The sequence below is a fragment of the Paracoccus sp. FO-3 genome (assembly GCF_006386455.1).
In the GTDB taxonomy this organism is placed as follows: domain Bacteria; phylum Pseudomonadota; class Alphaproteobacteria; order Rhodobacterales; family Rhodobacteraceae; genus Paracoccus; species Paracoccus versutus.
On sequence record NZ_VCBQ01000323.1, the window covers coordinates 1 to 355 of the forward strand.

Genomic DNA, 355 nt, shown 5'->3' on the forward strand with positions numbered 1-355 from the left:
ATGACCATAGAATACGGGTCATACTCGTCCCCTTCATATTCCCTTTCAGGGAGCCGCGGTGATCGGAGCAGTGGCGGATCGGGGCGCCGAACCGCAAAGCCGCGCTGGTCGGGGGCAGGTTCGAGTGTGTGGTACACGCCCGAACAAGTGCAGGCGCTCACGCCCGTTCGAGAAAACGTCGAGAACCTAGCGGCTTCGCAACCCGACCTTCGAGACGTGTTTCTCTGTCACGCTTGGGATGACAGGCAGGGCTCCGCCAAAGAACTGCATGATCTACTCGAAGCACGCGGTGTCCGCGTGTGGTTCAGCGAGAAGGATCTTGGTCTCGGGGTGCCGATGATGTGGGCTATCGACA

1 protein-coding gene is annotated in these 355 nt (G+C 60.0%); it reads left to right on the forward strand.

Going from position 1 to position 355, the window contains the following annotated elements; translation table 11 throughout:
• Positions 1-126 precede the first annotated feature (126 nt).
• On the forward strand, positions 127-355 hold a 229-nt coding region (locus tag FE811_RS28605; protein WP_255469875.1), incomplete at its 3' end, for a toll/interleukin-1 receptor domain-containing protein.